This window comes from Buttiauxella sp. AC038 (assembly GCF_979253565.1).
This window is the reverse complement of sequence record NZ_CEEDCQ010000001.1, coordinates 4,560,749-4,585,416: the sequence shown is the minus strand read 5'-3', so window position 1 is coordinate 4,585,416 and position 24,668 is coordinate 4,560,749. Positions and strand designations below refer to the sequence as shown.

General features: G+C 53.8%; 15 protein-coding genes. 2 read left to right on the top strand and 13 right to left on the bottom strand.

Annotated elements, in window-relative coordinates; translation table 11 throughout:
- Positions 1–31: 31 nt before the first annotated feature.
- Positions 32–12,760, bottom strand: a complete 12,729-nt coding sequence (locus AC0IXI_RS21760; RefSeq protein ID WP_471683092.1) for an Ig-like domain-containing protein — start codon at positions 12,758–12,760, stop codon at positions 32–34.
- 477 nt (positions 12,761–13,237) lie between these two features.
- Positions 13,238–15,016, bottom strand: coding sequence for a sodium:solute symporter family protein (locus tag AC0IXI_RS21755; RefSeq protein ID WP_271130124.1), 1,779 nt, complete (start codon positions 15,014–15,016; stop codon positions 13,238–13,240).
- Between the two features lie 422 nt (positions 15,017–15,438).
- On the opposite strand from AC0IXI_RS21755, the gene yjdP reads away from it, so the two are divergent.
- Both yjdP and AC0IXI_RS21745 read left to right on the top strand, forming a co-directional pair.
- Positions 15,439–15,780 carry a DDRRRQL repeat protein YjdP gene (gene yjdP, locus AC0IXI_RS21750; protein WP_064515453.1) on the top strand — a complete coding sequence of 114 codons (342 nt, stop codon included), beginning with the start codon at positions 15,439–15,441 and terminating at the stop codon, positions 15,778–15,780.
- 160 nt (positions 15,781–15,940) lie between these two features.
- Positions 15,941–16,450 (top strand): REP-associated tyrosine transposase, encoded by a 510-nt coding sequence (locus AC0IXI_RS21745; RefSeq protein WP_064515455.1) that lies wholly within the window; start codon positions 15,941–15,943, stop codon positions 16,448–16,450.
- A 104-nt stretch (positions 16,451–16,554) separates the two neighbouring features.
- Here the strand turns inward: AC0IXI_RS21745 and phnP are convergent, their stop codons facing one another.
- The 11 genes from phnP to phnF all read right to left on the bottom strand — a co-directional run bounded on the left by phnP (position 16,555) and on the right by phnF (position 24,658).
- Positions 16,555–17,313, bottom strand: coding sequence for a phosphonate metabolism protein PhnP (gene phnP / locus AC0IXI_RS21740; protein ID WP_471683091.1), 759 nt, complete (start codon positions 17,311–17,313; stop codon positions 16,555–16,557).
- On the bottom strand, positions 17,291–17,758 hold the full coding sequence (gene phnO / locus AC0IXI_RS21735) for an aminoalkylphosphonate N-acetyltransferase (RefSeq protein ID WP_134186155.1): 468 nt from the start codon (positions 17,756–17,758) through the stop codon (positions 17,291–17,293). Before phnO ends, phnP begins: the two co-directional genes overlap by 23 nt.
- 95 nt (positions 17,759–17,853) lie before the next feature.
- Complete coding sequence (gene phnN / locus AC0IXI_RS21730) at positions 17,854–18,393, bottom strand: ribose 1,5-bisphosphokinase (RefSeq protein WP_471683090.1); 540 nt, start codon at positions 18,391–18,393, stop codon at positions 17,854–17,856.
- On the bottom strand, positions 18,393–19,529 hold the full coding sequence (phnM, locus tag AC0IXI_RS21725) for an alpha-D-ribose 1-methylphosphonate 5-triphosphate diphosphatase (protein WP_471683089.1): 1,137 nt from the start codon (positions 19,527–19,529) through the stop codon (positions 18,393–18,395). The genes phnN and phnM overlap by 1 nt, the downstream gene beginning before the upstream one ends.
- A complete protein-coding gene (gene phnL, locus AC0IXI_RS21720) occupies positions 19,519–20,220 on the bottom strand; it encodes a phosphonate C-P lyase system protein PhnL (RefSeq protein WP_471683088.1) in 702 nt (233 codons plus the stop codon). The genes phnM and phnL overlap by 11 nt, the downstream gene beginning before the upstream one ends.
- Positions 20,221–20,229: 9 nt before the next feature.
- Positions 20,230–20,988: a phosphonate C-P lyase system protein PhnK gene (phnK, locus tag AC0IXI_RS21715; RefSeq protein ID WP_064561758.1), complete on the bottom strand. Its 759-nt coding sequence runs from the start codon at positions 20,986–20,988 to the stop codon at positions 20,230–20,232.
- Positions 20,985–21,833: an alpha-D-ribose 1-methylphosphonate 5-phosphate C-P-lyase PhnJ gene (locus tag AC0IXI_RS21710; RefSeq protein WP_413499406.1), complete on the bottom strand. Its 849-nt coding sequence runs from the start codon at positions 21,831–21,833 to the stop codon at positions 20,985–20,987. Before AC0IXI_RS21710 ends, phnK begins: the two co-directional genes overlap by 4 nt.
- Complete coding sequence (locus AC0IXI_RS21705; protein ID WP_471683087.1) at positions 21,826–22,890, bottom strand: carbon-phosphorus lyase complex subunit; 1,065 nt, start codon at positions 22,888–22,890, stop codon at positions 21,826–21,828. Before AC0IXI_RS21705 ends, AC0IXI_RS21710 begins: the two co-directional genes overlap by 8 nt.
- Entirely contained in the window at positions 22,890–23,474 is a 585-nt protein-coding gene (gene phnH, locus AC0IXI_RS21700; RefSeq protein ID WP_064515474.1) for a phosphonate C-P lyase system protein PhnH, read from the bottom strand. The genes AC0IXI_RS21705 and phnH overlap by 1 nt, the downstream gene beginning before the upstream one ends.
- Positions 23,471–23,932, bottom strand: coding sequence for a phosphonate C-P lyase system protein PhnG (gene phnG, locus AC0IXI_RS21695; RefSeq protein ID WP_064515476.1), 462 nt, complete (start codon positions 23,930–23,932; stop codon positions 23,471–23,473). The genes phnH and phnG overlap by 4 nt, the downstream gene beginning before the upstream one ends.
- On the bottom strand, positions 23,933–24,658 hold the full coding sequence (gene phnF / locus AC0IXI_RS21690) for a phosphonate metabolism transcriptional regulator PhnF (protein ID WP_064515479.1): 726 nt from the start codon (positions 24,656–24,658) through the stop codon (positions 23,933–23,935).
- Between the last annotated feature and the right edge of the window lie 10 nt (positions 24,659–24,668).

Here is a 24,668-nt window from a genome sequence, read left to right as displayed (position 1 = left end):
TTATTTCCATCTTAAACAGTTGCTTTAGCCTTTACCGGCGAGTGATTGTCGGGACTGTAATGTGCTTTCCAGACGCCAAAGTTTGTTTTTCCAGGGCAGCAAGCTGCATGGATAAAGGTTGTGCTCCCGATGCGATAACAGTCGGTTGTTCAACCTGCGTCGCTTCCTGCGTGACCGACGTTTGAGCAAATGAGCTGCGCTCATCGGCTTGTCCAATACCAAACGGGCCAAATGAGTTCCCAAGCGAATTCTGCCCAAGGGCGTTACTTTCTAAGCCAGGTAAAGTGCGCTGCTCACGCGTGTCGCTGTACCAGCGGGAGAACAGAACTGCCTGCTGCATAACGGGTGCATTCGCATGCTCTATCCCATAACCATAGGCGGCAAACCGGCTGTTAAGCCGGGTCTGAAGGCCAATAGCATCACTTTGTAAATCATAGACTAGCGGCAGAATAAACAAGCCCGGTTCGTAACTTTGGCTGTAGGCGGGCAGTGTTTCTTCTTCCTCACGGCCAAATATCTGGTCGCCATTGCGGTCATCGACGTTTGGCATCGCCGTGACGCCATGAATCAAAATCGTGAGACGTGCTTCGCTTACGCCACCGTCGCTGTCGGTGATGGTGTAAACAAATACCTCAGTGAGGGTTGCGTTCGCTTCAAGTGCTGCCACACGAGGGTCGCTGCTGTTGACTTCATAGCGCCAGTTGCCCTGGCTATCGAGGGTTAGCGTGCCGTATTGGCCACCGCTTGAGCCGCCAATGGTGCCTGCATTACCGGTGTTTTCTGACACGACGCCCGTGACAGGACCATTGCTCGCCGCACCATCTGCACCAATGCGATCATCGTTAAACAGGTTACCGCTGGCCGATTCCTGGTTCTGGTCCTGCAAGATTTCCGCGCTGTCATCGGTGGCAGTCGGGTTGTCGTTGAAGACGGTAATGCGTAGCTGCCCTATGGTGGTGCCGTTCACCTGGACTGCGTAGTCGTTGTGCGTACTGGCCAGCCCCGGTTGCGACACCGCTTCACGCAAGGTGAAGTTGTAATCGAGCCGCGCAACACCGTCTGCGCTACTGTAGTAAGCCAGCAGCTTGATGGTGCCAGTCACGGTTTCGATAGTAATTGGCGACAAAGGGTTCAGACGCAGAAGCTGTTCTGCGGTGATGACACGCCCCTGGAAAGTCAGCGTTTGCAGCCTGTCGAGCGACAGAATATCTAGCGTGCCGTTAACTTCCTGAGCACCAGGATCAAGCGGCGTCAGGCCATCTTCACGCACCGAAATTTCTACCGACGGTGCAACCAGAATACGCAGTTTGCCGTTGGTTTCGCCGCCTTCGTTGCCGTCGCTCACCGTATAGGTCACCGGAGGCACAAAGCCACGCCAGCTGGCCAGTGGGGTAAAGCGATAACTGCCGTCTCTGAGAACTGTCAGGCTACCAACACCCGCTAACACGGCTGTTTCGCCCGCGTTGTAACTGTTGCCGCCAACCTGGAAACCAGAAAGATGGATTGGGTCGCCGTTCGGGTCACGATCGTTGGTTAACACGTTGCCAGAGATAGGCTCGCCTTGTGGCGTGATAACCCCTTCCGGGTTAACCACTGGCACGTCGTTGGTGACAAAAACCGTCACGGTGGAGGTTTCTGTGACGCCGCCGCTGGTCACGGTGTAGGTGTAAGTATCCGTGCCGACAAAGCCGCTGCGAGGGGTGTAGATAATCTGGCCGTTTTGCAGCGTAGCAGTGCCATTTGTCCCGTTGGTAACAGCGGTGATAGTGGCATCGGGATTGCTGAAGGTGTCGTTAGCCAGCACGTCGGTCGTTACCGAATTGCCTGCGTGAGTCGTGGCGCTGTCGGCATTAACATCGACTACTGGTGACACAATAATATTCAGCGTGCTGGTGGCGCTCCCGCCGATCAGCGCATCGTTAACCGTGTAGGTAATGGTCGGCACTCTGCCGTTCCAGTCTGCGACCGGAGTCAGCGTATAACTGCCATCGGCACGTAACGTGAACTCACCCACGCCTGCGATAATCACCGGATACCCTGCCGGAGCGGTCTGCCCATCGACATTGAACTGCGTGATGGTCAGTGGATCACCATCAGGATCGGAATCGTTCAACAGCACATTACCGGTGACGACATTATCTTCCGGCGTGATGTTGATATCAGGCCGTGTCATCGGCAGGGTGTTTTCCACGGTGACACTGACCGTGGCCGTTTCCTGAATCCCGCCGCTCAGCACCGTATAGGTGTAGCTGTCTGTTCCGACATAACCCACGTTTGGCTTGTAGGTAATTTTGCCGTTTTCGATAGTGACCGTACCGTGGCTGCCTTGAGTCACGGTCTGGATAATTTTATCGCCGTTGGTGAAGGTGTCGTTGGCGAATACATCGGTTGTCACCGAGCTGTTGCCGTGGACCGAAACCGTATCGTTAAAGGCATCCTGTACTGGGGAGATGGTGATGCTCAGTGCAGCACTGGAAACGCCACCCGTATTGCCATCGCTGATTTGGTAAATCACCACTGGCAAGGTGCCGTTCCAGTCTGCAACCGGCACGAAATTCCAGCGGCCATCGGCTTGCATGGTCAATACACCCATCCCGGTGAGAGTGAGCGCAGTGCCTGGTGTGTACAGTGTGCCGTTGATGGTAAATCCGGTGACGGTGAGGGCATTTTTATCTGCATTATCCGCATCGGTGTCGTTGCCCAGCACATTGCCGGAGGCGGTGCTGTCTTCAGGCGTGGTGCTGGTGTCCGGGTTCGCCACAGGTGGCGTGTTGGTCATATCCACGGTTACGGTAGCTGTTTCGTTTATGCCACCGCTTGTCACCGTATAGGTAAAGCTGTCGCGGCCAACATAACCGGCCAAAGGGGTGTAAACCACCTTGCCGTTAACGATGGTGGTGGTGCCAAATGCGCCGTTGCTGGTGGCAGTAATTTGTCTGTCGCCATTTTCGAAATTATCGTTTGCCAGAACGTCGATGGTCACTGGCACCCCGGCATGGGTGGAGCTTGAATCGTCAACAATGTCCGCAACTTCGGTCACCACAAGGGTCAGCGTGCTGCTGGCGGTGCCGCCGATATGACCGTCGCTAATGTTGTAAGTGACCAAGGGTACTGCCCCGTTCCAGTCAGCGACCGGTACAAATTTATAGCTGCCGTCAGCATTGAGCGTTAGAGCGCCGATACCAGTAATGGTGACAGTTTCCCCGGCCAGATGCGGCACCGTTTCACCCGGCAAGGTAAAGCTTGTGACGCTAAGAGTGTCAGTGGCGTTACTGTCGGTATCGTTATTTAACACGTTCCCGACAAGCGTCGTGTCTTCCACATTGGTCTGCGTGTCGGGTGCCGCTACTGGCACGGTGTTTGTTACCGTTACGTTTACGGTGGCGATTTCCGTTCTGCCGCCGCTGGTGACGGTGTACTGGTAGGAATCAGTACCGACGTAATCTGGCTGCGGCGTGTAGGTCACAATTCCGTTGCTGCCGATGCTAACGGTACCGTGAGTGCCCTGGGTGACTCCGGTAATCGTTCTGTCGCTATTTTCGAAGCTGTCGTTAGTCAGCAGGTTGTCCGATGGCGACGTTCCCGCCTGAAGCGTGATGGTGTCATTAGCGATATCCACGACAGGATTCACGACAATAATCACCTTGCCGGAAACCTGGGTGTCGCCGTTGTCATCAGTCACCACGTAGGTTATCTGCGGGACGTTGCCATTCCAGTCAGCGACAGGCGTGAAGGTGTAACTGCGGTCATAAGAGAGCGTAAAGGTGCCGACGCCCGGAATCACGGCAGTGCCAGTTCCGAATCGGTTAATCGCGAACACACCATTAACGCCATCAACCTGGAAGGAAGTCACGCGCACTACATCTGAGTCCGGGTCTGTGACCGTCAGTCTGCCGCTAAGCTGCGCGCCATCTTCATCCATAGACAGGTTCATATCGGTGGTGACTGGTGCGGCGTTGGTGACGATGACCGTTACGGTGCTGGTTTCGGTAATGCCGCCGCTGGTAACGGTATACGTAAATGTATCTCTGCCCACAAATCCTGGCGGTGGGGAGTAGCGAATCGTGTTATCGGACAGCACAAACACTTGCCCAAGCGTGGTGTTGTCGCGAATAGCGGTGACGATTTGCGTATCGTTGCTGAAGGTGTCGTTACCCAGCACGTTAATGGCGACAAAGTTATCCGCATGAGTCGTCGCGGTATCTGGGGCAATATCCACCACTGACCGCACTTGAATCACTAGAGTGCTGCTCGCCTGGCCTCCGTTATTGCCATCGCTGATGGTGAAGGAAATCAGTGGCACTATGCCATTCCAGTCCGCCACCGGTTCAAAGCTGTAAGTTCCGTTACTGTTGATGGTCAGCGTCCCTTTGCCATCGAGAACCACCGGAGTGCCCGTCGCATACGTCGTGCCGTCAATAGTGAAATCGGTAACCGTAATAGTGTCACCTACGTCGGCATCTCTTGCCGTGGTGAGCAGATTGCCATCCAGTCGAGTGTCTTCAAGTGTGCTGTCGGCCGTGCTGCGTAACACCGGCACGGCATTGTTCATGGTGACGGTAATCGCGGCGGTTTCTTCAATGCCGCCACTGGTAACGGTGTAATTAAATACATCGTTACCGACATAACCGGCGTTCGGCGTGTAGATCACCGTTTTGCCGTCGGCGCTGATGGTTACCGTGCCGTGTGCAGGCGCGGTGACGCCAGTAATCTTTTTGTCAGGGTTGCTAAAGAGGTCATTGATAAACGGATCGATGGTTATCGGCTTGCCCGCATGGGTGGAGACAGAATCGTTGGCGATATCATCGATTGGGCGCACGGTGATATCCAGCGAGCTTTGTGTTGGCGGGGTGGCAGTGCCATCGGAAACGTTAAACGTGATGGTCGGGACGATACCGTTCCAGTCTTTAACAGGCGTAAAGGTATAGCTGCCGTTGGCATTGAGAACGAAAGTCCCACTCCCAGCAATCGTCACCGTGTCACCCGCCGAATGGTTCTCAGCCGAACCTTCAATCTGGAAATCGACCACATGTATCGGGTCACCGTCTGGGTCACTCAGCAAACGTAAAACATCGCCGCTCACCGGCTTGTCTTCGTCCGTCACAGCAAACTGGTTGCTGGCAGTTGGCGGCGTGTTAGTCATAAAGATAAACACGTTCGCGGTTTCTTCGATACCGCCGCTGACCACGGTGTAGGTGTATTTGTCGGCACCGATAAAACCAGGGTTCGGGGTGTAAATCAGGGTGTTGCCCGGCCCGCGGGTGACCACGCCATTTTCTGGCTGAGTAAACTGGGTAACGGTTCGGTCCGGGTTAACGAACGTGTCGTTTGCCATCACATCCGTGGTGATAACGGTGCCGGTATGCTCGATTTCGATATTATCGCGGGCATCAACGACCGAGGCCACATGCACACCCAACTGCCCGGTGGTATCACCATTTTGATTACCATCGGTAACGACATAGCTTACGACGATATCACCATGCCAGTCGCCGCCAGGCTTGTAAGTATAAGTCCCATCGGCATTCATGGTCAGCGTGCCATGGCTGCCTGCAAGCATAGCGGTATCACCTGCAAAGTATGTGACCCCTTCGACGGTGAAGGTTTTCACCGTGAGCGCGTCGCCATCGGGGTCGCTGTCGTTGGTTAAAACATTGCCCGTCGCAACGTTATCTTCATCAATGCTCTTAATTTCGTCGCCCACAACTGGCGCAAGGTTGGTGACGTTAATGGTCACCTTCGCGGTTTCCTCCACACCACCACTTACGACGGTGTAGATATAGCTGTCGGTTCCCACAAAACCGGAGTTCGGCGTGTAGGTCAGCACGCCATTAACATACGACAGGGTGCCATTGGTCGGCGCAGTCACCGTCGTGACGGCTTTATCTCCGTTGGAGAATGTGTCGTTAGCCAGCAGGTCTGTGCCCTGAATCACCAGCGGTACATTGGAGTGAGTGGAGAAGCTGTCTTCACGTGCATCAGCTACCGCCGTGATAGTGACCGAAAGCATGGCGGTATTTGACCAGTGCGAAGTCGGGTCGCTGTCTTTGGCAAAGTCGAAGAAATTCACCCGCCCGTTAGTGATACCTGCAAGCCCTGTGTCCGTGGTATCTGAGGCGCGTAACTGCAAGCCACCGTTCACAGGCCCGTTGTAATCAGGCAGCGGAACAAATCGCATCTGCGTGTCGCTTGCCAGTACAAAGGCATTGCTTGCAGTGACATCCGTCGGGATTGCAGCCCACGTTGTGCCATTGAAGTATTCCCAGTGGCCTTTGCTTGCATCGGTGGTGTCGCCGTAAATCGCGATATAACCCAGAGGGCCGCTGGCGTTGCCGCCACCTGCGATAGCGGTCTGGTTATCGGTGGCATCACTGTAAACCGACTGGAAGATGTTCCCGATGGTTTGCGTACCGTTGGTATCTTCAGCGATGGTAATCGTTTTATCGCCTAGCGTTGGCCGGTCGTTAATGTTAGTGACCACCGTGCTGAGCGTGACGAGGGCTTCACTGTAAATTGACGTGCCGCCGTGCCCACCAGCGCCGCTGATATTTGTCACCGCACCATTGGCCGGAACCGCAGGCGTAGTTGAAACATCGCCGTTATTGTTGGTTTCGACCAGGCGCACGCCAAGCGTTGAAGGATTACCAAAATAGTCCGGAGCCGGGACAAAACGCAGCGATGAGTTGGCCGTGAGTACCAGCGCATTGTTGTCGCTGCGATCGCCCACCACCAGCCAGTTGGTGCCATCGAGTGAATATTGCCATTCACCCTGCGCGGCATTCGTGGTGTGGTCGGTAATCGCGACGCCATAAAATGCATCGGCACTGCTGCCACCCGTTCCGCCATTTGCGCTGTTATTGATGGTGTCGAGATCGTCATTGAAGAAGTTGGTAAACAGCTCACCCACGGTTTTGCCCGTCACTGAACCGCTTAGTGTATCTTCTTCAAGAGTCGGGATGGTGACCGTTGGCGTGCCGACCACTACCGGCGCATCGTTCACCGCATTGACCGTGAAGGTAAATGCGCGCGTGGTGATAAGTGCCGATGAAGAGCCGCCCACTCCATCCTCGTAAGAAACTTGCCCTGGGTCTTGTTGCGGGTTGTTAGCGCTGCCGGGGAGCGTGTCAGGGCGAGAGCCAGAATTTCCGCCATCATTGACTGTTACAGTCACGCCGAAACTGCCGTTCCAGTCAGAGCGGTTCGCACTGCCTGGCGCATCAGGCAGCGTAACTCGCAGTCCTGCCAGATAAGTATTCACCTGCGCGTAGGAGCCGGTAAAAGTGAGTGTGTCGGTACCCGTGCCGGTAAATGAGCCACCGCTGCCGGTTGGCGCAACAAAGACAAAGCCATTTGGCAATTTGACGGTGACCGTCATGGTCTGACTACCGGCATCCGTATCACTGATAGTGATGGGTGGCAGCGTTACGGTGGCGCTGTTTTCATTAGTGCTGAGTGCTGGGTTACCGCCCAAGACAATCTGCGCCGGGTCGTTAATACTGCTCTGGAACACGGTGCGGTAAGTTGATGCGACGTTTTGCTCAAGCCCGGCAGGGATCGCCGCGTAAGGGCTGATCACCGTGTTGAGTGGCGGTGTGGTGCCCACGCCATTGGCGGCAACGTTATCACCACCGTTGGCACCACCAGTCAGGTTGCCGCTGGTATCGCGTAAGCGGTCGTCAACAATCACTTCGACGCGGAAATACTGGTCGGCATCATCAAGGATTAAGCCACGCATGCTGACTTGCAATTGCGCGAGGTAGGCATTGATTTGAGCGACTGTACCGGTGATCACCAACGGAGCATTTTGTCCATTTGATGGCGGATTAACACCATCCGGGCTGCCGGTTTGGACAATCACACCGGAAGTGGTGTTTAACGAAGAAATATTGATCGTCGAGTTTTGCTGATCGCGATATTGCGACACTGATAGCGGGTTACCATTTGCATCGGTGATGCGCACCGTGACCTGCACAATGTCTTGTTCACCAGTTGCGACACCGCCTGCATCTGAAATGTCCGGGTCGCCAATCACAAAACCGCCAACGTTGTTGCCTCCCGGCGCATTGTTGTCGAGCAACAACATATCGGAAGGTGCAGTTACAGTCGGTGGATCGTTTACCGGGATAATGGTTAACGCAACTTGTACATCAGCAGGTGGGAAGCCGGAAGTGTCACCGACGGTCGCTGTTGACGTGTCCAGATGTACATTGAGCGTCACATCGCCCGTCGTAGCACCATTTTGGTCGTGATTAGCATTGGTGGCACTTTGGTAGGTCAAGCCGTTTGCAGAGTCATTAAGCAATGCCTGAATGGCATCGGCAGTACCGGTAAGAATCAGCGTTCCAGTGTTATCACCCTGAATCGTAACGCCGTTTATCACGGTGCTGCTGTCATTGGTTAAGCCACCAATCCCCAGTTGCCCTTGCGCGACGGTTAACGTCACGGTGACTGGCTTACCAAAGGCTGTTGATTCCACGTCGGTAATAACAAAATCACCGCCGATAAACGTCGGCTGATCTTCAAAGGTCGATTTATTGGGATTATTAACGACCAGATGCCCAGGGTCGTTAATTGACGAAGCGTTAATCACGACCTGGTTGGCCGCGATATTGCCGTTCGCCACCGGGACAGCATTCTGATACCAGTCATAATTTTGGGTATCGACCAGGCCAGGCGATGTACCAAACGCCGGGTTAGCTGGTTGGTTAACCGGGCCGCCGTTCGCTTCACCGGTTAACTGGCCATCTGCAGTCCGTAGGCGGTCGTCAGTAATAACTTGAACCTGGTAAACTTCGTTACGATCGCTGAGAAAACGCACGCCTAAACCGGTTAGTGCGCTGTTAATCTGCGCCACGGTGCCGGTCAGCACCAGATAACCGCCTGAACCGCCCACAATCGTTGCGCCGCTTGCGTCATTGGCAAAAATGACGATGTTGTTATATTCAGCCTGGCTAAAGGCACTGCCATCACTGTGCAGCAGGCGTACGGTGGTCTGGAGGATGTTTACCGAACTGTTCGTGCCCGTAATATCCGAGTCGGCGATCTTAAACCCTGTCACCGACTGAGAAATCCCGATATCAATCGGGCCGGAAGGCGCTGTGACGGTGGGTTTGTCGTTGGTTGGCGTGACGTTAATGGCAAAGTGGTTGTTGGCTTGTTCCTTATCACCATCAGACAGCGTGAAATTAAAACCGTCGGTGTTCAGGCCGTTGCCGGTGACTTCATCACCGTTATTCAGGTAATAGATACGACCGTTATTAATGTCAGCCTGCGTGAAGGTCGAACCGTCACCAAGGACGCTAAAGTTAACACCATCGGTTGAGTACGCGAGGCGGCCATGTGCCGGCGTGGTGGTAACGGTAAATTGCACCTGCTCTGGCGTGCTGTCCGGGTCGTAAGCCTGAAGCTGTGAGCTATTAATTTGCACATAGCCGCCTTCGACCACGGTCGCCGGGTTGTTAGCCGGAGGCCGGGCTTCAACACCACCCACAAGGTTTGGCGAATCTGGCGGAACGACAATATCCGGGCTGTCCGGCGTCTGCGGGATTTTCGGGCCATCATTCACGTTGGTGATGGTAATGCCCACGGTGGCATTGTTGGCCGACTGCAAACCCCAGCGGTCCACCGCATAGGTTGTAAAGCTGGTGCTACGGACTTCAGAACCGTTGCTGACAAAACGCAGACCGCTGGTGCTATCTTCCTTTAAAATGCTGGCATCAAGCTGCAATGTGCCGATATCTGCATTGGTGATGGTGACCCAAGCACTGCCATTATAATATTGCAGTACACCGCCAGCAGGCAGCGTCAGGAAGCCAAATTTCAGCGCGTCCTTTCCGATGGCATCGTTGTTGTAAGCGTAGTTATTGCTTCCATCGGGCCGTAAAGCCGATCCTTCCCACGACGAGCCACTGTTAACATCATCCGGGTCGCTCAACTGCAACTGCGAGTTGGTGATAACGACCGTTTCACCTTCAGCTAAAACCGTATTTGAAGAACCGGCAATTACAGGCGCATCGTTAATCGGGGTGACGAAAACGACCATGGTCGGGTTCCAGGTCACCGCAACCGGGTTGCCACGTTCATCCAGCATCACCTGGCCTGCAGAAACCGAGAATCTGCCGTCAAACATGAAGTTTTCACCGCCGTCGTGACGAACGCTGATTAACCCCTGGTTCAAATCAGCCTGCGTAAACGTACCGAACGCGTTGATAACCTGATAACCGCCCTGACCATCACTTTTCAGGATAGTCAGGCCGGTTTGCCCGGAGGCGCTGCCGAGGAAGGTATAAACGATTTGCTCAGGTGTCGCACCCTGCACGACGTAACTCAGGCCAGGCGTGTTGTCGGTGATTTTCCCGGTACCGGAAAGTGTTAATGTCCCGCCCTCGTTGAGTACGCCATGGGGTGCATTGCCTGGGTTTTGCACGTCTGTGCCGATATACCCCGAGTTTGTAGTGGTTGCCGGGACATTTAACACCGGCAGGCCGCCTGGATCAGGGTTGTTCGGGTTATCAGTGGTAGCCAGATCGATGGTGAATTGCATGTGGGTAAGCTGGTCGTTAGCTGTCTCACCATCCCATATCCCGCCCTGGCGTGTGAACGTTGTGCCATCCGCGTTCCAGCGCAATGCAGTGGAGTGGTCGATGACGCGAAAATTAAATACGTCTACTCCACCGACGTTGGAAGCCAGGTACTGGGTGTAAAAAACCCGACCTTCGGCGACATCTTCCATCGTAAAGGTGTCACCACTTTTCATCAGTAGACCGTTCAGGGTCAGATAACCGTGTGTTAACCCTTGGGTATCAACGATAAAACTCACGCGGTCGGCTGACGAGTCGCTGTCGAGTGCTGCCAACATTTCTGGTTGCAGCACGACGTTATTTGGGCCTGTTGTGACTTGCGCATGCAATGTCGAATCTGGATTGAGGTACGGGTCATCATCAACGGGTTGAATCGTCAGCATAATCTCAGTGTTGGTGCTGGCTGGGGTTCCGGTACCGCCACCCATGTCAGTCACGGTCACACCGAATTTGTCCTGCGTATCCCCCTCTACACCGTTGTTTTCATAGGTCAGTAGATTACGGTCGGCATAGCTAATTTGCTGATCTTTAACGACTGGCAAACCATTAAAATAGAGTGTGCCGTGGGTTGGTAGCGAAGTAATGGTCAGGGTGAGAGTGAGATTGGTGTCCTGTGTGTCACCACCGCTGTCGGCCACAATGTATTGCCCGACATTCCCGGTATTAGCCGCGTTTGCGGGCTGGCCTTCAAAGACAATACCGCCACCCGATATGGTTGGCAGCTGGTTTTCTGGCGCAATCTGAAGCGTGACCGTGACGGAATCGGAAAGGTTGATTGGCGTGGCACCGTCGTTCACATTGGCAGAAAAACTATCATCGGTGTTTTGCGTCGCACCCGTGGCGGTGTGGACATATTTCAGTGCACCATTTTGCACATCTTGCTGAGTGTATACCGAGCCAACACCCAGACGATTACCGTTTAACGTGAGGTAACCGTATTGCGGCATCGCCGTCAGGCTGTAGACAATTTGTGAGGCACTTTGCGCACCGGCCGCGACGTCAGGGTCGACAGCGGTCAGTATCTGATCGCTAATCACAGTGCCCGAACCGTTCCTTTCCGGCACGATTAAGGTTTTGTTTGGCACAGTTACCGGGTCGTTTGATGGAGTGATGGTGACATGCGTGACCAGACTATCGTTGCCTGAAAAACTTAAGATATAAAACTGCACATCCGTTGAGGCGGACTGTTTGCCCAGTTCGGTATCACTTGCGGTGAATTTAAGTGAGTTTAACCAAGCTTGTGCATCTGCAACTGAGCCGACGAACTCCAGTGTCTTCCCTGATTTAGCACCATTAACCAAATCACCTACGGCACCGTTGGTCAATGTCACGCTGATCGCGACATTTGCATCACTGGCATTAATCGTTATGCCGCTAAAACTGCCGGTTTCGGCACCTGGGTGCAGTGAGCTTGGCTCAGAAACCACCATGTCCGGTGTGCTGGTTGTGAGTTCCGGAGCCTGCAATACGCCATCGTAAGCCAACTCCAGCGAGCGAGTTTCGATAACGCCAGTGTGTGATTCGAGCGTCCAGTCGGCGGCTTTTGCCGCACTGCCCGTTTCGTCATTTGAAGCCGCAATATCCGCATGGGTATAGTCCGCCATACGGGTAATCAGGATGGTGTCTTTTGACGTGACGTTGCAGCCATAAAGCAAGATATCGCCGTCTGTGGTGAGCTTTTCGCCAAGGGTTTCTAATTGCTGCTGATATTGAGCAATCGTTTTGTCATTAAGTTTGTCGCTACCGAGCGTGATTTCATCGCTGGCGCCATGGCTGATGATATGAATCGCAGTGATATTTTTATCGTTCTTTAGCGCTTCATTAATCTGCTCAAGCCCGGAGTGCTGAGAGTCCAGCACCAGCACGCGGCTGCCTTCTGGCAACTGGCTGACCAGCGATTGCCAATTCTGGACGTGACTATCGACGACATAAACTTCATGTGGCGCAGTCGCATCTGCGGGAGCTGGTGCCGTTATTGATGCTGGCGCAGGCACCGGTGCCGGTGGGACAAAAACCGCTTTGGAGGCGTCTGGCGCATTATCGTGGTGCTGGGTATCAAGCGGGTTATCCGCATGATGAGCAGCCTCAGTGACGGCTGCGCCATCGAATAACTGCCGTGGCTCCAGGGCGAAACGATGATGGCGTGGACGGGTAGGATTGTCGTTTCTTTGTCTGGACATAGCGCATCACTCTGTTAACGGCTTCGGTAGCATTAACGGTAATGATACATCTGATTTACATAGTATGAATGTATTAGATCGCCTTATTACATAATATTTACGAATGTATCTGAGATTATTCCTGGTGTGTTTTACGGGTTTTTTGTAGAAGGGGGTGCTGAGGTGGTGAAAAGATAATAGCAGCAGAAATTGCTAAATTATTGCAGTAGAAGGTAATAAATAACCGTTCGGTTATTATTTTTTTTAATTTTCATGGCTAAGATGCTTCTTAATCAATGGCCGGATTCGGTTTTTTTAGCCGCCTGGTTTAATTGATGAAATTGTTTTGGGTTAAATAATAAGCAATTCTTGCGCGTTGCTTATGTGAACTATTATAAAAGAAATAGTTGGTTACGAAACAATGTTAACAATTCGCGTTGTTCGGGAAATAAAAAAAGCCACCGAAGATTCGGTGGCTTTTGAGTTTAGTGAATAGTGTTATTGATTAGTTTGTGTTGCGGGCTTGAACACCACCGCTGCTTTGTCGATCTTCGCACTGCGTTTTAATGCATACCCGACAGCAAACACCGCCGCGGCACAGGCCAGGAACAACAGGCGGCCCCACATTGGGTTTGGAATAAGCATCATCGCCGACAGACCAATTGCCATGTAGATAGTCAGGTCGCCCAGCTTGTTACGCTGCATGCGGTCAACGATGTCCTGCGCGTCGTCTTCAACACACTCGGTTTCAACATCTTTAAAGAACGCATTAGTCGCTTCGACGTTTGTATCTGCTTGCGGCTTATAGAACAGCGCGCTGAGGCAGAAGAAGCCACCGGTCAGCACCAGATGTGCAACGATTGGAATGATAGTTTTCAGTTCACTAACTTCACGGCCAGTCAGTTTCTCAACACCGAACCAGGACATTACATACTGTGGCGTGAACACATCAACCACCATCCAGGAGACGCCCAGGCCGAAGATTACGGTCGCCCATGGTGCCCAGGAAGGGGTTTTGCGAATCAGCATACCGAAGAACAATGGAACCAGAATCGGTGATTGCAGCAGTGTTGCTACTTGCATCATTAGGTCGAACAGGCTGAGGTGCTTGAGCGAGTTAAAGAACTGCGCCATAAAGATAACCAGCAAGCCGTTAACCAGGCAGGCGATTTGTCCCGCACGCAGTTGCTCTTTATCGTTCGCTTTACCTTTACGCACAATCGTTGCGTAGAAGCTACGTACGAAGATACCGGAGTTACGGTTCAGTGCGGAATCCATTGAAGACATGGTTGCCGCAAACAGACCCGCCATCAGCAGCCCTACAGTACCCAACGGCATGGCTTCACGAGCGAACACCAGGTAAACCGCATCACGCGCTTTAGCGCCCAGCTCTGGATATTGTGCACCGGCATTCGGGTACAAAATCGCCGTTGCCCATGGTGGGATGAACCAAATCACCGCGCCAACCAGCATCATCAGCAGCGCCATCAGAGCGGCTTTGCTGGCGTTTTTGGAGTCTTTAGCATTCAGGAAACGGTAGGATTCCTGCATGTTGTTGATACTTTGCAACTGCTTCACAACGAAGAACAGGAAGGTGCCAACCATCAGTAACGGGTAGTTCATGTCCGGGCCAGTAAAGAAGCCAGACGGGAACTCAGTCACGATATTTGCCGGGCCGCCGACTGCCCACAGGGCAACCACTGCGCAAGCTACGGAGATAACGGCAATAACCAGCGTCTGAATAAAGTCAGATGCCACCACGCCCCACGCGCCACTCAGCATGGAGATAGCCAGAACTGCAAGGCCAGTAATCCAGATAGTAGTGATGATGTCAGCGTTAAATACGGCAGAGGCGAACACGCCAAGGCCATTTAGCCATACACCAGCGTTAATCACGCTTAGCGGGATAATCACCCAGGTAAAGAACTGCTCGTTGACCGGACCAAAACGGCGACGTACCGCTTCAGTTGGCGTATCAACACGCATTTGACGGAAGCGACGAGCGAAGTAAGCCCACGCCAGAAGATAAGCAAACATATTGCCGATAAATACTGCAAGAACTGCGAAGCCATCGGTAAAGGCTTTACCAGCTGCCCCGGTGAAGGTCCAGGCAGAGAACTGCGTCATAAACGCGGTTGCCCCAACCATCCACCACAACATCTTGCCGCCTCCGCGGAAGTAGTCGCTGGTACTGTTATTGGCCATTTTTTTGAACAGTAGGCTAATGGCTACCATTAATAAGAAATAACCCGCTATTACAATGTAATCGTAAGACATTGTAGTTCCCTATGAGTTAGTTTGAATTGGAAAGATTAAAACACGCAAATCACATAACTTGAAATATCGTTTCATTATTTATTTTAAATAGCAGATAACGATCATGTTTTTGAATTTTTTGTCGTTATGAAAATGAGGTTTTGCCGAGTGATTATTTTTATATTGTTTATTTTTTACGCTAACTCATTGAAATTTTGTTAAGAGAAAATAAAATCTTCGGAATTCTCGAGTTGTTACTCAGGGTGAGTGATGGCTATTTCTCTAATTTCCCCTGCACCAAAATATGGCATGAAAATTTTGGAATCGGTTAAATATAAAAATTACTTATAAATATAAGTAACGTAAAAATTGGGAATTCTCCTCTGTCAGGGTTCTGGCATTTTTTTTATCGTCCATAAACTCTATTTTCATGAGATGGGCTTATGAATCGATATTCCACCTTAGTGCTACTCAGCACCCTGACCATGACAACTCTTGCCCACGCCGATGCGTTGGATGGCCTGTTTGATAACTCCATTGTGGGGTCTATTTCGCAGGCGATTAACGACGCCTACAAACCGAGTGACAGCCGTAATGACGACAACGACGACCGCCGTTGGGACGAAAGCCAGCGTCGAGATGATGACGATCGCCGCCAGTATGAAGACCGGCACCGTCAGTTAGAAGACCGTCGACGCCAGCTTGACGACCAGCAACGCCAGTTGGATCAACAACGCCGGCAACTTGAAGAAGACGAGCGCCGTTTGGATGATGATTTTCGGTAAGTTTTGCATTCTGCGAGCCGGGTTCTGGAATGACTGTTAACCGGAAGTATTTCGATTTTGTTGTGTTAGGTTGTGATAATTATTGGTGGATGTCGCAATGCTAATCCCACCACATGTCGGATTAGCGCAGCGATATCCGATATGAAACAAGGATGCTTCAATGTCGAGTTACCGTCGTATGCGTGTTTCTGGTGGAACATGGTTCTTCACCGTAAATCTGCAAAACCGGCAGGCTGACTTGCTCACCAGGTATATTGCTGAGTTAAGACAATCCATTCTAAAAGTGAAACAACGTCATCCATTCGAGATAAATGCCTGGGTGGTTTTACCCGATCATATGCATTGCATCTGGACACTTCCTCCTAATGAAAGCGATTTCCCACAGCGCTGGCAGGAGATTAAAAAGACATTCACTTCATCTCTGGCTGTGCGGCGAGGCACCGTCTGGCAAAAACGTTTTTGGGAGCATTGCATCAGGGACGAGCGCGATTACACAACGCATGTCGATTACGTTTACATCAACCCGGTTAAACACGGGCGGGTGAATAAGGTTTGCGAATGGCCATATTCTTCTTTTCACCGCGATGTAAGAAAAGGACTTTATCCGGTGGATTGGGCAGGCGTGGTGGGAGATTTAAATGTTGGTGAACGAAGGTTTTTTCGCGATTGATACAGTGGTGGATGTCGCTGCGCTAATCCCCCCTACGAAAGAGCGTGGTTTTGTAGGTCGGATTAGCGCAGCGACATCCGACATTAAACACGCGGAACTAAACGCTATTCCACCCGAATAACCATCCCGTCAAACCCGGCCTCAAACCCTTTGGGGAGTTCATTCTCCATCAGCCAACAATCAAACTGGTGGCTGATATGTGTGAGAACAACGCGCGGGCAGTCAATCTGTTTATTAAGCTCGATAACGGTATTCAAATCGCAATGGTTTTTTGGCGTTTCGGGACGCGGTTCATGGCTGCAATCAATCACGATGACATCAGGTTTATTATTTGCCAGAAACTTCAGCGTTTTCTCAGGCAACCCGGCGGTGTCGCTGAGCCATGCCACACGACTGTGCGGGGTTTCAAAAAAATAGCCCAGCGTCAATTTTGAATGGTTGAGCGGTAAGGGAGTTACACGCAGCGCCTGCAAGGTAAACCAGACGAAGGGTTCAAGCGTGTGACTGAAATCGAGAATGCCGGGGTGTTTAAACAGATCGTCGCAGCCCTGCTCATCGGCCGGACCGTAAACGGGGATTTTATCGCCCACACCCCAGCGCAGTGGGAATAAACCCTGCACGTGGTCCATATGGTAATGGGTGAGCAAAAACTGCTTAAATTCCCCGGGCTGCCAGAGGTCCATTAAATCGGGAATACCCGCATCCAGCAGCGTCACTGCATCGTTGAACGTCACCACGGCGCTACAGGGTTTACGGCGGTGTTGCGGATTATTGCGAGCTCGCTCGCAGGCGGCACAGAAACAGCCAAAAGCGGGCACTAGCTGTGCGCCGCCAGTTCCGCTAAGGGTTAACGTCAGAGTCACTCAAACTCTCCATCGGCTTAGTAAACCGGAAATGCGTCTTTTGATAACCCTCACGCTCATAAAAACGGTGGGCGTCATATCGTTTGGTGCTGGTGGAAAGCTCGGTCAACTCAGCGCCAGCGAGCCGGGCATATTCTTCGGCCCAGCTCAGCAACTTGCTGCCCACACCAAAACCACGCGCTTGCGGCATCACCACCAGTTCCTGAATTTCACCTACCCAGTTCACATGGTGCAGATGAAACTGCATATGCAAACCAATCATGCCCACTACCTCGCCGTTAATCAGTGCCAATTGGTAGCATAAGTTGTTGTCCTGAAGGTTTGCCGCATATCCAACGTTAAATGCCTGGCGGTCAAATTCCGCCTGTTTCAATTCGCAAATCAAACCATAAACGGTATTGCTGTCAGCAAGTGTGGCGGGGCGCAGTGCAACGGTTCCAGACATTACGCGGTTCCTTGTGAATTTTTGGTGGATGTCGCTACGCTAATCCACCCTACAACGGCGTTTCGTAGGTCGGATTAGCGTAGCGACATCCGACATTAGCGCTTAAGCGTAAGACGTATAAACGACGAGACAGACTCATCAAGACTACCGTCGTTATTGAGTATCATGCAATCGTCCAAATCTGGCGCATAGAATGCCGCACGTTGCAGGCGTTGTTCGATTTGCTGCGCGGTTTCACGCCCGCGCGCCTCAAGGCGCTTACGCAAAACATCGCTCGAAACATGCAGACAAATTGGCACCAGCGCTTCGGCGTAACGCGCACGAGCCTGCGCCAGATGCTGGCGCGAGCCGTTCACCACCACGTCGAACCCGGAATCAAGCCAGATATCCAGCTCGATGCCCACGCCATAACTTTGGTGATGCGCCTGCCAGCACAGGGCGAATAGCCCCTGTTGCTGGCGCTGAACGAACTCCTTTTCACTCAAAGCGATATGGTTTTCACACCCGGCGTCGGCGTCGCGGGTAATGTAGCGGTGCGCCACCAGTAGTTGATTATTCTCCTGCTGGCGCAGTGCCGTCAGCAGGCTGTCTTTCCCGGAGCCTGACGGCCCCATCAACCAGACTATTTTGCTCATCAGAACACCCGTATTCCCTGACGCCAGACATGGCCGACGTGGACATGGTCACCGTGAAGATGCGCCAGCACCATATCGGCACGCTTGCCTTCTGCGAGCACGCCCCGGTCATTGAGATTCAATGCTTTGGCTGGGTTGCGTGTCACCAGCGCCACCGCTTGTGGCAGGGTGAAACTGTTCGATTCGTCCTGGGCGACGCGGAACGCAGCATCCAGCAAACTCGCCGGGTAGTAGTCGGACGAGAGAATATCGAGCAGGCCGACTTGTGCAAGTTCATGCGCCGCCACATTGCCGGAATGCGAGCCACCGCGCACGATATTCGGCGCGCCCATCAGCACGCTTAAACCATGCTGGCGTGAGGCTTGCGCGGCTTCAAGCGTAGTCGGGAATTCAGCGATTACGCTACCCAACTCGTGTGATTCCACCACGTGCGTCGCAGTCGCGTCATCATGGCTGGCGAGCGCGATATTGCGCGCGCGGCATTCAGCGGCAATCGCCAGACGATTGGGCTGTGACCAGCGCTCAGCAAGGGCCAGTTGCTCGGCTTCATAGCTGTTCATATCCGCATCGTTAAGCGAATATTTGCCCTGGTAATATTCACGATACTTCACCAGATTGGAGAACTGGCGCTGGCCTGGTGAGTGGTCCATTAATGACACCAGCGACACGCCGCTGCGTTCGATCAACTGCTGGAATAGTGGCAGTGTGGTGTGATGTGGCAGTTCGCAGCGCAGGTGCAGGCGGTGCTCGGCACGGTTTACGCCACGCGCCTGGCTGTCCATCACCGCGTTAATCATTTTTTCGAGATTTTCCAGGCGGTCACCGCCGTCACGCACATCGCCGAGTGCTACGGCGTCCAGCACGGTGGTTATGCCGCTTGCTACCATCAATGCATCGTGGCTGCTCATCGCGGAATGCGCGGGCCAGTCCACTTTCGGGCGTGGGGTGAAGAATTTGTCGAGGTTGTCGGTATGCAGCTCGATAAGCCCTGGCAGCAACCAACCGCCTTCGCCTTCCATGGCTTGCGGCAACTGGCTTTGGCTGTCGGCAAAATTACGAATCACCCCATCGGCCACTTCCAGTGAGCCACTCACCACTTCATTTTCCAGCACCAGTTTGACGTTATTAATGATCATTTTTTGCCTCGACTGTCGCCATAGAATGCAGTCTGTCTGCTACCTGATTGCGTACTGCCTCATCGTGGAAGATCCCGACCACAGCGGCACCGCGGGCTTTGGCTTCCAGAATCAAATCCACCACCGCCGCACTGTTTTTTGCATCCAGCGAGGCGGTTGGTTCATCAAGTAGCAAAATCGGGTAATCGACGATAAAGCCGCGGGCGATGTTCACGCGCTGTTGCTCGCCGCCGGAAAATGTTGACGGCGCCAGGTTCCACAGGCGCTGCGGCACGTTCAGGCGGGTTAATAACATCGATGCTTTGTCTTCGCAGACATCACGCGATACGCCTAAATCGAGCAGCGGCTGCATCACCACCTCTAATGCAGAAATACGCGGGATAACGCGCAAAAACTGGCTTACCCAGCCGATGGTCTGGCGGCGCACCGCCAGCACGTCACGGGCCGGAGCCTGCACAATATCGAGCCACTCGTCGTTATGTTTGACCCAGATATGCCCTTCGTCGGGCAAATAGTTGGCGTACAACGAACGTAACAGTGTCGATTTCCCACTACCGGAATGGCCGTGTAGCACCACGCATTCGCCCGATTCCACTTCCAGTGAGGCATTGGCCAGTACCGGCAAACGGATACCGTGCTGATGGTGTAACACAAAGGTTTTGCTCAGGTTTTCAACCCGTAATCTGGTCATCGTGCGCACCTAATTCTGAAGGACGGAAGAAACAAGCAGTTGGGTATACGGGTGGTGCGGGTCGTCCAGCACGCGGTCAGTCAGGCCGCTTTCCACCACGTGTCCTTGCTTCATGACCAGCAGGCGGTCCGCCAGCAAACGGGCGACGCCCAAATCGTGGGTGACGATCACCACCGCCAGGTTTAGTTCACGCACCAGACCGCGCAGCAGGTCGAGCAAACGCGCCTGCACGGAAACATCCAGCCCGCCGGTTGGCTCATCCATAAACACCAGTTTTGGGTGCGTCACCAGGTTGCGGGCGATTTGCAGGCGCTGCTGCATGCCGCCGGAAAAGGTGGTTGGCAGGTCGTCGATACGCGAGGCAGGGATTTCCACCTCTTCTAACCAGCGCTCGGCGGTAGCACGAATGTCACCGTAGTGACGCGCACCGGTTGCCATTAAACGCTCGCCGATGTTGCCGCCCGCAGAAACGTGGCGGCGCAGGCCGTCCATCGCATGTTGATGAACCACGCCCCATTCGGTACGCAGTAGGCGGCGGCGTTCGCCTTCACTCATGTCATACAGCGACGAATCGAGGTAAACCACTTCGCCGTTTTGCGGAGCGAGACGGGCAGAAATCGACTTCAGCAACGTGGTTTTGCCAGAGCCAGATTCGCCAACAATCCCCAGCACTTCGCCAGGATAAAGCTCGAATGACACATCGCTAAAGCCTTTACCGGGTGCATAAAGGTGGGTCAGGTTATTGACGGAAAGTAACGGTCGAGTCATTTGGTCGCAGCCTCGCTGTTCTGGCGGCAGAAATCGGTATCGGAGCAGACGAACATGCGGCTGCCCGCATCGTCGAGCACCACTTCGTCGAGGTAGCTGTGGTGCGAGCCGCAAATCGCGCACGGTTCTTCCCACTGCTGGACGGTAAACGGATGGTCGTCAAAATCGAGACTTTCGACGCGGGTATACGGCGGCACCGCGTAAATGCGTTTTTCACGCCCGGCACCGAACAGTTGCAGCGCGGGCATCATGTCCATTTTCGGGTTGTCGAATTTCGGAATCGGCGACGGGTCCATCACGTAGCGTTCGTTCACTTTCACCGGGTAGGCGTAAGTGGTGGCGATGTGGCCAAAACGGGCGATATCTTCGTACAGTTTCACCTGCATCACGCCGTATTCTTCCAGCGCGTGCATGGTGCGGGTTTCGGTTTCGCGTGGTTCGATAAAGCGCAGCGGCTCAGGAATCGGTACCTGGAAAATCAAAATCTGGTCTTCGGTGAGCGGCGTTTCCGGAATGCGGTGGCGCGTCTGAATTAGCGTTGCGTCGGCGGTGGATTCCGTGGTCGCCACGTTGGTCACACGCTTGAAGAAGTTGCGAATCGACACGGCGTTGGTGGTGTCGTCTGCGCCCTGGTCAATCACCTTCAGCACGTCGTTTTCGCCAATCACGCTGGCGGTGATCTGAATGCCGCCTGTGCCCCAGCCATATGGCATCGGCATTTCACGGCCGCCAAACGGCACCTGATAACCCGGAATGGCGACCGCTTTCAGAATAGCGCGACGCAGGGTGCGCTTGGTTTGTTCATCCAGATAAGCAAAGTTGTAGCCGGAGAGTGCCTTAGTCACGATTACGTTCCTTTTGCAGACGTTTAAGCAGTTCCAGTTCGGCCTGGAAATCGACGTAGTGCGGCAGTTTCAGGTGTGAGACAAACCCGGCTGCTTCGACGTTATCGGCGTGGGCCAGTACGAACTCTTCGTCCTGGGCCGGGCCTGCAACTGTTTCGTCGTAGTCCGGGGCTTGCAGGGCGCGATCAACTAGTGCCATCGCCATCGCTTTGCGTTCGCTCATGCCGAACACCAGCCCGTAGCCACGCGTGAAGTGCGGGTCTTCATCAGCAGGGGCCACAAAGCCGTTAACCATTTCGCACTCGGTTAGCAGCAATTCGCCGATGTTGACTGCAAAACCCAGCTCTTCCTGCACAATTTCCAGATCGATATAGCCACTGCGAATTTCTGCCGCGAACGGGTGATTGCGCCCGTAACCACGCTGTGTGGAGTAGGCAAGGGCTAGTAAATAACCTTCGTCACCGCGCACCAGTTGTTGCAGGCGCGAGGATCGTGAACATGGGTAAACCGGCGGCTGGCGGGTAATGTCGTCAGGCTTTTCGCCGTTATCTTCTTCCGCTTTTGCCAGCCCCTGATTTGCCAGCAGACTGAACACGTGCGGAGCGGGTTCGCTGTGCTCGTCAGCCGTTTTAAGCGTTGGCGTTTCACCGTTGGCAAGTAGCGTGAAATCCAGCAGGCGATGGGTGTAATCGTAAGTCGGGCCAAGTAACTGGCCGCCCGGCACATCTTTATAAACCGCCGAAATACGGCGTTCGATACGCATCTGGGCAGTATTCATCGGTTCACTGACCGCCAGGCGCGGCAGCGTGGTGCGGTAAGCGCGCAGCAGGAAGATGGCTTCAACCATGTCTCCGCTGGCCTGCTTGATGGCGAGTGCCGCCAGTTCGCGGTCGGCAATGCCGCCTTCAGTCATCACGCGATCAACGGCCAGCCCTAGCTGCTGCTCGATTTGTGCCACATCCAGTTCCGCGAGATTTTGGTCACCACGGCGGTTGTGTTCCTGAAGTTGATGGGCGGCGGCTATCGCCTTCTCGCCCCCTTTGACGGCGACGTACATCAGCACACCTCCACATGAGTGGTGCGAGGGATCGCCAGCAGGCGCTCGCCACAGGTCAGAATCAGGTCGATGCCCAGCGGGAACGGGTGCGGGCGCTCGGTGAGTTCGTGAATCACGCAGTCTGGCAGTTGTGGGGCAATCATGCGTTCTTCACGAATGCCCGCGCCGGTTAAGCGCAACATACGGCCACCACTCAGGCTCGGCACCTGTAAAATCAGTGTCGCGCTGGTGTCCGGTGCCACGTCTGTTCCCTGCGCCAGTGCGTTGAGCTGGTCGGCGGTAATCGCGCTGTCGGCAACGGCAAACTGCGCGTGCTCAGGCGTCAAGGAAATTGAAGAATTTGTATGGAATCGGACATTTTGCAGCGCCACATCGTTAGTCAGCGCGTCACTAATCCACACCGGCGTGTCGTTATCGGCCAGCGTCAGCAGCACGCTGGTGGAGGCGATATTCAGTGGTTTCCAGCCATGTTGCAGTGAATGGAGAGCCACGATAACGCCCGGCTCGCTCATCGCTTTGAGCAGGCGACGGAAGCTCTGTTGTGCATCCTGCACGGGCAGGTTAAAAGCGGTCATCAGGGTCATGCGTTATCTCCGCGAACCAGAGTGAAGAAGTCGACTCGGCTGCTGTTAATTTGGGTGCGACGGGCGGCCAGGCGTTGTTCACGGTTGGCGGCCAGTGGAGCAATTAAGGTTTCTTGCAATGTCCGGAACTGAACTTGTTCCTGCATCAGCGCATCGATCACGGCACAGCGTTCGGCGTGGGCTTTATCGCGCCCTGATATGTAGCTGTAGCCGTAAGTCCCGTTGGCGAGTTGTACGACCGCACGGGTCAGCGTGGCGTCACCGGCAAAAAAACGTTGCCCGGTGGCGCCCATTCGCGCCTGAATTTGTACCAGGCCTGTTTCTGGCTGGCGTATTACCTGATATTCGGGATTGAGTTTTTGTTCTGCCCAAAGTGCTGCCAGTTCTTGAGGCAGGCTGTGGGCGAGCACGGCCATCCACTGCTGGCGCTGTGCTGTATCAAAATGCGTTGCGTCCATTTAGTGCTCCATGGTGAATTCAATCATGTCGGCGCGGGTCAAACTGACGGAGTATTCCGCAGGCGAGGCGTCACCTTCATGGTGGTTGAGAGTGCGCACACACAGCAGCGGAGACATATTCGGGATCTCCAGCAGGCGACTTTCTTTGGCCTGAGCACGGCGTGCGCTGATGCGTGTTTGGGTGCGTGTGAGGTTGATACCGAGTTGGGTTTGAATCACGTCGTGCAGCGAACCGCTGGTGAACTGTTGCAGCGTGGGCCACCAGGCAAGTTCCGCAAAGTAATGGTCGATAAGGCACACCGCGATACCGTTAACGCGGCGCAGTGTGCGCAGGTGAATAATGTTCTCGCCTTCGGTGACGCCCAGCGCGTCTGCCACACTATTTGAGGCCGGGCGCAGCACCGCGAGTAAGCGCTCGCTGGTGGGGTGGCTTCCCTGGTCTAGCAGGTTCTGACTAAAGCGTGCCTGTGCATTTAACGGGTAGTCGAACGGGCGCATCAGCACCAGCACACCAATTCCCTGGCGGCGCTGCACCCAGCCTTTCTCTACCAGTTGATCAATGGCACGGCGTAGCGTGTGGCGATTCACTTCGTAGCGCGCGGCCAGTTGGCTTTCGGCTGGCAGATAGTCGCCACCGCGGTAGTGGTTACGCAGCTCCACTTCAAGCAGGGCGGCAATTTCCTGGTAACGCGTCGGGTAACTGGTCGGATGTCTGGATAAGTGCATTTTCAACAAA

Bases quoted from the DNA above. Each gene is read 5' to 3' on its own strand.
- phnF (WP_064515479.1), bottom strand. From the start codon at position 24,658: ATGCACTTATCCAGACATCCGACCAGTTACCCGACGCGTTACCAGGAA.
- phnM (WP_471683089.1), bottom strand. From the start codon at position 19,529: ATGATCATTAATAACGTCAAACTGGTGCTGGAAAATGAAGTGGTGAGT.
- AC0IXI_RS21705 (WP_471683087.1), bottom strand. From the start codon at position 22,890: ATGTACGTCGCCGTCAAAGGGGGCGAGAAGGCGATAGCCGCCGCCCAT.
- phnN (WP_471683090.1), bottom strand. From the start codon at position 18,393: ATGAGCAAAATAGTCTGGTTGATGGGGCCGTCAGGCTCCGGGAAAGAC.
- AC0IXI_RS21755 (WP_271130124.1), bottom strand. From the start codon at position 15,016: ATGTCTTACGATTACATTGTAATAGCGGGTTATTTCTTATTAATGGTA.
- yjdP (WP_064515453.1), top strand. From the start codon at position 15,439: ATGAATCGATATTCCACCTTAGTGCTACTCAGCACCCTGACCATGACA.
- phnH (WP_064515474.1), bottom strand. From the start codon at position 23,474: ATGACCCTGATGACCGCTTTTAACCTGCCCGTGCAGGATGCACAACAG.
- AC0IXI_RS21745 (WP_064515455.1), top strand. From the start codon at position 15,941: ATGTCGAGTTACCGTCGTATGCGTGTTTCTGGTGGAACATGGTTCTTC.
- AC0IXI_RS21760 (WP_471683092.1), bottom strand. From the start codon at position 12,760: ATGTCCAGACAAAGAAACGACAATCCTACCCGTCCACGCCATCATCGT.
- phnL (WP_471683088.1), bottom strand. From the start codon at position 20,220: ATGACCAGATTACGGGTTGAAAACCTGAGCAAAACCTTTGTGTTACAC.
- phnG (WP_064515476.1), bottom strand. From the start codon at position 23,932: ATGGACGCAACGCATTTTGATACAGCACAGCGCCAGCAGTGGATGGCC.
- phnK (WP_064561758.1), bottom strand. From the start codon at position 20,988: ATGACTCGACCGTTACTTTCCGTCAATAACCTGACCCACCTTTATGCA.
- phnO (WP_134186155.1), bottom strand. From the start codon at position 17,758: ATGTCTGGAACCGTTGCACTGCGCCCCGCCACACTTGCTGACAGCAAT.